This window comes from Pseudomonas sp. (assembly GCF_037994325.1).
Taxonomy (GTDB): Bacteria; Pseudomonadota; Gammaproteobacteria; order Pseudomonadales; family Pseudomonadaceae; genus Aquipseudomonas.
Genome location: NZ_JBBNAH010000195.1, coordinates 1 through 7,084 on the forward strand (window position 1 = coordinate 1; position 7,084 = coordinate 7,084).

7 protein-coding genes and 1 pseudogene are annotated in these 7,084 nt (G+C 60.1%); all 8 read left to right on the forward strand.

Translation table 11 applies throughout. The annotated features are described in order from the left end of the window. Positions 1-230: DUF3077 domain-containing protein (locus tag AAAB16_RS06495; RefSeq protein ID WP_340662602.1), on the forward strand; the 230-nt coding region annotated here is incomplete at its 5' end. A 204-nt stretch (positions 231-434) separates the two neighbouring features. Continuing rightward, a complete protein-coding gene (locus tag AAAB16_RS06500) occupies positions 435-773 on the forward strand; it encodes a hypothetical protein (protein ID WP_340662603.1) in 339 nt (112 codons plus the stop codon). Between the two features lie 166 nt (positions 774-939). Further along, on the forward strand, positions 940-1,851 hold the full coding sequence (locus AAAB16_RS06505; RefSeq protein ID WP_340662604.1) for a LysR family transcriptional regulator: 912 nt from the start codon (positions 940-942) through the stop codon (positions 1,849-1,851). A gap of 133 nt (positions 1,852-1,984) precedes the next feature. Further along, the gene (locus tag AAAB16_RS06510) at positions 1,985-3,451 is read left to right on the forward strand and encodes a gamma-aminobutyraldehyde dehydrogenase (protein ID WP_340662605.1); all 1,467 of its coding nucleotides are present in this window, start codon (positions 1,985-1,987) and stop codon (positions 3,449-3,451) included. Between the two features lie 115 nt (positions 3,452-3,566). Next, positions 3,567-4,727 carry a putative ABC transporter substrate-binding protein YdcS gene (gene ydcS, locus AAAB16_RS06515; protein ID WP_340662606.1) on the forward strand — a complete coding sequence of 387 codons (1,161 nt, stop codon included), beginning with the start codon at positions 3,567-3,569 and terminating at the stop codon, positions 4,725-4,727. A gap of 199 nt (positions 4,728-4,926) precedes the next feature. Beyond that, positions 4,927-5,958 (forward strand): ABC transporter ATP-binding protein, encoded by a 1,032-nt coding sequence (locus AAAB16_RS06520; RefSeq protein ID WP_340662607.1) that lies wholly within the window; start codon positions 4,927-4,929, stop codon positions 5,956-5,958. Position 5,959: 1 nt separating this feature from the next. Next, positions 5,960-6,898, forward strand: a complete 939-nt coding sequence (locus tag AAAB16_RS06525) for an ABC transporter permease (protein WP_340662608.1) — start codon at positions 5,960-5,962, stop codon at positions 6,896-6,898. After that, positions 6,888-7,084 (forward strand): annotated as a pseudogene (locus AAAB16_RS06530) (ABC transporter permease); the annotation flags it as partial. The gene AAAB16_RS06525 and the pseudogene AAAB16_RS06530, both read left to right, overlap by 11 nt.

The following is a 7,084-nucleotide window of genomic DNA, read 5'->3' on the forward strand; positions in this document are numbered from 1 at the left end:
ATGACAAACGCCCACTCTTCGCCGTGCAACCTGGCATCCGCGTGACCGAAGCCCTGGACAGCGCCTACAGCCTGCTCGATATCGCCGAATCCCTGACGCTGCAACGTCACGGCGCCAAAGATGCACAACAAGCGCAGGTCGACTACGCCTGCAACTTCCTGATCAGCGCCGCCAAAGCCACCCTGCAAGCCTGCATTGAAAGCCCGGCAAGCGAGGCTCCGGCGGCTTAAGCCTTCGCGGCTAGCGCCACTGCCAGAGGTCGTGCCCATTCCTCACGGCAGCGGCGTTGGCCGCGAACCTATTCCATGGCGTGGGCGTGCAGTACCGCTACGCGTTCTAACCAGCGGAGGGCGGAGCACGTATTGCGCTACGGCTAAAGATTTTCTTGCACCGCCGTCTGACCCCTTCACCACCGTCCGGCCACAGGCCTGCACTTGTTTTCACACAGAGCCCAGGAAGCAAGTGACAGTGCCCGGCCTCGGCATAACCAGAAACTGACGACTCCAGTTTCGTTTGTCTGGACTGCCGACCCCGGACCGATGCAAGACCTGAGCAGCCTGCAGCACTCGCTTATTCGCAGTGCTGACAGCGTTACCCGGCTACTGCGGGACCAGGGGCCGGCGCAGCCCTTACTGGGTATGTTGCCGATTCACACCGGGCCAACCGACGTAGGCACCGATATGACCCTACGCTGCGCCTCACTGCTGACCACTCAATGCGTAGCGGCACCGGCCAGGTATGGGCGTTTTGAACCCGCCTTGGCCAGCCGATAACAGAGCCGACGCTGGTAGGGGGGAATGCCCTCCTTCCAGCCAAAATCGATGTTGTTGCTTAAGCCAGAGCAAACCTATCTATCTATTTAATAGATATAGAGTCTTCTCAAACGATAAAACTCATGTCAATTTGGCGACTCCCGCCTGCGGATGAGCCCTTCTCGCCATGATGACCCTGCGCCAAATCCGCCATTTTATTGCGGTGGCTGAGACCGGTTCGATCTCGTCCGCCGCCCAGGCGGTGTTTATTTCCCAGTCCACGCTCACCCTGGCGATCCAGCAATTGGAGCAGGAGATTGGCGTCAGTCTGTTTAATCGCCACGCCAAGGGCATGTCGCTGACTCACCAGGGCCATCAGTTTCTGCGCCAGGCGCATTTGATTTTGGCCACGGTGGATAACGCCAAACGCAGCTTGCAGCAGAGCACCGACCAGGTGGCCGGCCAACTCACCATCGGCGTGACGGGCCTGGTGGCCGGCTATTACTTGGCGGATTTGATCACCCGTTTTCAGCGCGCCTACCCCAACGTGGAAATCCGCGTAATGGAGGACGAGCGCCCGTATATCGAGCATCTGCTGGTCAGCGGCGAGATTGATGTGGGCGTGCTGATTCTCTCCAACCTGGAAGACCGTCACGCCTTGCAAACCGAGGTGCTTACCCATTCGCCGCTGCGCCTATGGTTGCCGCCCCAGCATCCGTTGCTGGAGCACGACAGCATTAGCCTGGCGGATATCGTTAACGAGCCGATGATTCAGCTAAATGTTGATGAGATGGGCCTGAACGCCCAGCGCATCTGGTCGCGCGCCGGTTTGCAGCCCAATGTCACCTTGCGCACCGGCTCTACCGAAGCGGTGCGTAGTCTGGTGGCGGCGGGCTTGGGCCTGTCTATTCAGCCGGATATGACCTATCGGCCGTGGTCATTGGAAGGCGACATTATCGAAGCCCGCGCGGTGGTGGATTTAACCCAGACGCTGGACGTCGGCCTGGCCTGGCGCCGAGGCACGGCGCGGCCTGCGTTGGTAGACCCGTTCCTGACCGTGGCCCGTGAACAGCTGAATACGCGCAGGCCATCTATTTAATCGAACGCTGCGTTCAGTATTAAGAATTTGTCGCCTACAAGACCCGCCACTAGTCTCTGTTGCCATTCGTATCAAGGCATTTCCAGGTGATTTACACCGAGGTGCCCGAGAACAACAACAGTGAGCGAACCTAATGGCCGGTGCGGCGCCAACCCCCTCTTTTTATAGCGAACTGTTGATCGACGGCCGCCTGGTCGCCGGCGAAGGGTTTGTTGAGCCAATTCTCAACCCCGCCACGGGCGACACCTTAATCCGCATTGCCGAAGCCTCCACCGACCAGGTGGAAGCCGCCATCCACGCCGCCCACCGCGCCTTTGCCGGGTGGTCGCGTACCACACCGCAACAACGTTCAGTCATCTTGCTAAAAATCGCCGATGCCATTGAGCAACGGGCCGATCAACTGGCGCAGCTTGAGGCCCTGAACTGCGGCAAACCGCTGCACTTGGCGAGGCAAGATGACTTAAATGCCGCGGTGGATGTGTTCCGCTTTTTCGCCGGTGCGGTGCGCTGTCAGACCGGCCAACTGGCGGGTGAATACCTGCCGGGCTATACCAGCATGGTGCGGCGCGACCCTATTGGCGTAGTGGCCTCCATCGCCCCGTGGAACTACCCACTGATGATGGCCGCGTGGAAAATCGCCCCCGCTCTAGCCGCTGGCAACACCCTGGTATTTAAACCTTCCGAGCACACGCCGCTGTCGATTCTGAGCCTGGCGCCGGTGTTGGCTGAGCTGTTGCCGCCTGGGGTGATCAATATTATTTGTGGCGGCGGCGAGAGCGTTGGCAGCCACTTGGTTAGCCACCCGAAAGTGCGCATGGTATCGCTGACCGGCGATATCGTTACCGGGCAGAAAATTCTCCAGGCTGCGGCAAAAACCCTCAAACGCACCCACCTGGAATTGGGCGGCAAAGCACCGGTGATCGTCTGCAACGACGCCGACCTCAAGGCCGTGGTCGAGGGCGTGCGCACCTACGGCTATTACAACGCCGGCCAAGACTGCACCGCCGCCTGCCGCATTTACGCCCAGGCCGGCATCCATGACCGCCTGGTAGCCGAGCTGGGCGAAGCGGTCAGCGGCCTGCGCTTTGCCCGCAAGCGCGACACCGACAACGAGATTGGCCCACTGATCAGCGCCCGCCAACGTGATCGCGTCGCCAGCTTTGTTGAGCGCGCGTTGGGCCAGCCACATATCGAACGGGTGACCGGCGCTGCGGTGCATTCCGGCCCCGGCTTTTACTACCAACCGACCCTGCTGGCTGGCTGCAAACAGAGCGACGAGATCGTGCAACGTGAAGTGTTTGGCCCGGTAGTCACCGTGACGCGCTTCGACGAACTCAGCCAAGCCGTGGACTGGGCCAACGACTCCGAATATGGCCTGGCCTCCTCCATCTGGACGCAAAACCTCGATAAAGCCATGCAGGTGGCGGCCCGTTTGCAATACGGCTGCACCTGGATCAACAGCCACTTCCTGCTGGTCAGCGAAATGCCCCACGGCGGTTTGAAGCGCTCGGGTTACGGCAAGGATTTGTCCAGCGACTCGCTGGAGGACTACAGCGTGGTACGCCACATCATGGCGCGGCATGGGCAACTCACCGACTGACGACGATTTACCTAAGACCCACACCAGCCCGGCCTACGACCGAGCGGTTACATAACAAGAAGTACTGCTCCACGACGTTCAACTGCCCCGATAAAACAGAGAAGAGGGATACCCAATGTTCGTGAAAAAAACCGCTCTATTAAGTGCGCTAACCACCACCCTGTTGGCCAGCGCCACGCTGCAAGCCGCTGATACCTTGAAAGCCGTCGGCGCCGGTGAAGGCGCGCTGGATATCATCGCCTGGCCCGGCTATATCGAACGCGGCGAGACCGATAAGAACTACGACTGGGTGACCCAGTTCGAGAAGGACAGCGGCTGCAAAGTAAACGTGAAAACCGCTGCCACCTCGGACGAGATGGTCAGCCTGATGACCAAAGGTGGTTATGACCTGGTCACCGCTTCGGGCGATGCCTCGCTGCGTCTGATCTACGGCAAGCGTGTGCAGCCGATCAACCCCGAACTGATCCCTAACTGGAAAACCCTCGACGGCCGTTTGAAAGATGCGCCCTGGTATGTGGTCGACGGCAAAACCTACGGCGCGCCCTACCAGTGGGGCCCGAACGTGCTGATGTACAACACCAATGTGTTCAAGAAAGCCCCGGACAGTTGGAGCGTGTTGTTTGACGCGCAAAACCTGCCGGACGGCAAGCCGAACAAAGGCCGCGTGCAAGCCTACGACGGCCCGATCTATATCGCCGACGCCGCGCTGTACCTGAAAGCCGCCAAGCCGGAATTGAAGATCAACGACCCGTACGAGCTCAACGAAACCCAGTACGCCGCCGTGCTGGATGTGCTGCGCAAACAGCACGACCTGATCCACCGCTACTGGCACGACACCACCGTGCAGATGAGCGACTTTAAAAACGAAGGCGTAGTGGCTTCCAGCGCCTGGCCATATCAGGCCAACGCGCTGAAAGGCGAAGGTCAACCGATTGCCACCACCTTCCCGAAAGAGGGCGTAACCGGCTGGGCCGATACCACCATGCTGCACGCCGAAGCCAAGCACCCCAACTGTGCTTACAAGTGGATCAACTGGTCGCTGGAACCCAAGGTGCAGGGCGACCTAGCGGCGTGGTTTGGCTCGGTGCCAGCGGTGCCGGTGGCGTGCAAATCCAGCGAACTGCTCGGGGCTGAAGGCTGCGCCGTGAACGGCTATGACCAGTTCGACAAGATCGCCTTTTGGAAGACACCGCAGGCCAAGTGCAAAACCCAGGATGCGTGTGTGCCGTACTCCAAATGGACGCAGGACTTCATTGCGATCATGGGTGGGCGTTAACCCTCGCCCTAACACCGTCGTTCCCGCGCAGGCGGGAACCCAGGTGCGCCGATAGAACTGCGCACCTGGGTCCCTGCCTTCGCAGGGACGACGGGGTGTGAGTGGCGAACTTCGTTTCCCTCTCCCTTACCTCTTCTAGATGTGTTTGCGCTTCACACCCGCCCCAGCGGCAGGTGGCTTTTATCCTGGAGTGTTGGTTATGACCCTTGCAGTGCAATTTACCGATGTGTCCCGCGTGTTCGGCGACGTCAAGGCCGTGGACCGGGTGTCCATCGATATCCAGGATGGCGAGTTCTTTTCCATGCTCGGCCCGTCGGGCTCGGGCAAAACCACCTGTTTGCGCCTGATCGCCGGTTTTGAACAACCGAGCGCTGGCTCCATTCGCATTCATGGCGCCGAGGCCGTGGGCCTGGCGCCCTATCAGCGTGACGTCAATACGGTGTTTCAGGACTACGCCCTGTTCCCCCATATGAACGTGCGCGACAACGTCGCCTACGGCTTGAAAGTTAAAGGTGTAGGCAAAACCGAGCGCCTGAACCGCGCCGAAGAAGCCTTGGCCATGGTGGCGTTGGCTGGCTATGGCGAACGCAAGCCAGTGCAACTGTCCGGCGGTCAGCGCCAGCGAGTGGCCCTGGCTCGTGCCTTGGTCTGTCGCCCCCGTGTTTTGCTGCTCGACGAACCCCTCGGCGCGCTGGATTTAAAGCTGCGCGAGCAGATGCAAAGCGAGCTGAAAAAGCTCCAGCGCCAACTGGGCATCACCTTTATTTTCGTCACCCACGACCAGACCGAAGCGCTGTCGATGTCGGACCGCGTGGCGGTGTTTAACAAAGGCCGGATCGAGCAGGTCGACACCCCGCGCAACCTGTATATGAAGCCGGCGACGCCCTTTGTCGCTGAGTTTGTCGGCACCTCGAATGTGCTGCGCGGCGAGCTGGCGCAGTTGCTCACTGGCAGCGCCGCGCCCTTCTCGATTCGCCCGGAACATATCAGTTTGGAAGATGGCCAAACCGATGCCACCGACGTGGTCATCACCGGCTTGTTGCACGACGTGCAGTACCAAGGCGCAGCGACCCGCTTTGAAGTGCGCCTGGAAAACGGCCAGAACCTTAGCGTTAGCCAGGCCAACACCCAGTGGCAACAGAACGCGCCGGCTTTGCAAGCGGGCCAGCAGGTCAGCGTGCGTTGGGCGCGCGAGGCCATGGTGGCGTTGACCGATGTTGAGGGCCGGTGAGATGACTACGCTGACGTCTCAGCCATCCGGCGGCCCGCTGCACAGCCTGTCGAACCTGCTGTATCGCAAGCCCAATCTGTACCTGGCCATGCTGTTGGTGCCGCCACTGCTGTGGTTCGGGGTGATCTATTTTGCTCCGCTGCTGACCTTTCTCTGGCAGGGCGTGTACACCTACGACGAAATGGCCATGGCTGCCACGCCGGACCTGACCTGGGCGAATCTGCTGGCGCTGTTTGAGCCGGCCAACTACGACATTATTTTGCGCACCCTGGGCATGGCCATCGCCGTGTCGATCGCCAGCGCCGCACTGGCCTTCCCTATCGCCTACTACATGGCGCGCTACACCACGGGCAAGACCAAGGCGTTTTTCTATATCGCGGTGATGATGCCGATGTGGGCCAGCTATATCGTCAAGGCCTACGCCTGGACCCTGCTGCTGGCCAAGGGCGGCGTGGTGCAGTGGTTTGTTGAGCAACTGCATCTGGCACCGGTGCTGCAGTTTGTTTTGGGCATTCCCGGCGTGGGCGGCAGCACCCTTTCTACCTCGCAGTTGGGGCGCTTTTTCGTCTTCGTGTACATCTGGCTGCCCTTTATGATTCTGCCGATCCAGGCCTCCCTGGAACGCTTGCCGCCGTCCTTGCTGCAAGCCTCGGCCGACCTCGGCGCCAAGCCCACGCAGACCTTTATGCAGGTGATTTTGCCGCTGTCGGTGCCGGGTATCGCCGCCGGTTCAATCTTCACCTTCAGCCTGACCTTGGGCGACTTTATCGTGCCGCAGCTGGTGGGCCCGCCCGGGCTGTTTATCGGCAACATGGTTTATACCCAGCAAGGCTCCATCGGCAATATGCCGATGGCCGCCGCCTTTACCTTGGTGCCGATTGTGCTGATCGCTATCTACCTCTCCATCGTTAAACGTCTGGGGGCTTTCGATGCACTCTGAGCGCGCTTCCTGGGGCCTGAAAATCGCGGCCTGGGGCGGGTTAGTGTTTTTGCACTTCCCGATTCTGATCATTTTTATCTACGCCTTTAACACCGAGCAGTCGGCGTTCAGCTTTCCGCCCCAGGGCTTTACCTTGCACTGGTTTAGCGTGGCCTTTAGCCGCGTGGATGTGCTGGAGTCGATCAA

Bases quoted from the DNA above. Each gene is read 5' to 3' on its own strand.
- AAAB16_RS06510 (WP_340662605.1), top strand. From the start codon at position 1,985: ATGGCCGGTGCGGCGCCAACCCCCTCTTTTTATAGCGAACTGTTGATC.
- AAAB16_RS06505 (WP_340662604.1), top strand. From the start codon at position 940: ATGATGACCCTGCGCCAAATCCGCCATTTTATTGCGGTGGCTGAGACC.
- ydcS (WP_340662606.1), top strand. From the start codon at position 3,567: ATGTTCGTGAAAAAAACCGCTCTATTAAGTGCGCTAACCACCACCCTG.
- AAAB16_RS06525 (WP_340662608.1), top strand. From the start codon at position 5,960: ATGACTACGCTGACGTCTCAGCCATCCGGCGGCCCGCTGCACAGCCTG.
- AAAB16_RS06520 (WP_340662607.1), top strand. From the start codon at position 4,927: ATGACCCTTGCAGTGCAATTTACCGATGTGTCCCGCGTGTTCGGCGAC.